1 protein-coding gene is annotated in these 295 nt (G+C 78.0%); it reads left to right on the plus strand.

Features of this window, described 5'->3' with window-relative positions:
* A partial coding sequence (locus tag DW299_RS19035) for a hypothetical protein (RefSeq protein WP_168443109.1) occupies positions 1–295 on the plus strand: 295 nt, incomplete at both ends.

Raw genomic sequence — 295 nt, forward strand, 5'->3', positions numbered from 1 at the left:
ACCTGCGACCACGCCAGCAGAACCGCGGGCGCACCGGCACCGACCGCGGTGCTGCTGGCGTGGTCGCAGGTCACGAGCGCGATCGCCGCCTCCGCCGCGGTGCCCCTGTTCGCCGTGCTCGCATTCGCGGCGCTGCTGCTGTCCGCCGCGGTCGCGCTCGTCGCGGTGGTCGCGGTGCCCGTCGCCGCCCTCCGCGACGACGTGGGGCTGCGTACGATCGCGGTCGTCTGCGCCGTCGCGGCGGTGCGTCGCCCGCTCGGACCGCTGGCCGCGCTCGCCGTGTCGGCCGCGGTCG

This window comes from Microbacterium sp. K35 (assembly GCF_004794375.1).
GTDB lineage: Bacteria > Actinomycetota > Actinomycetes > Actinomycetales > Microbacteriaceae > Microbacterium > Microbacterium sufflavum.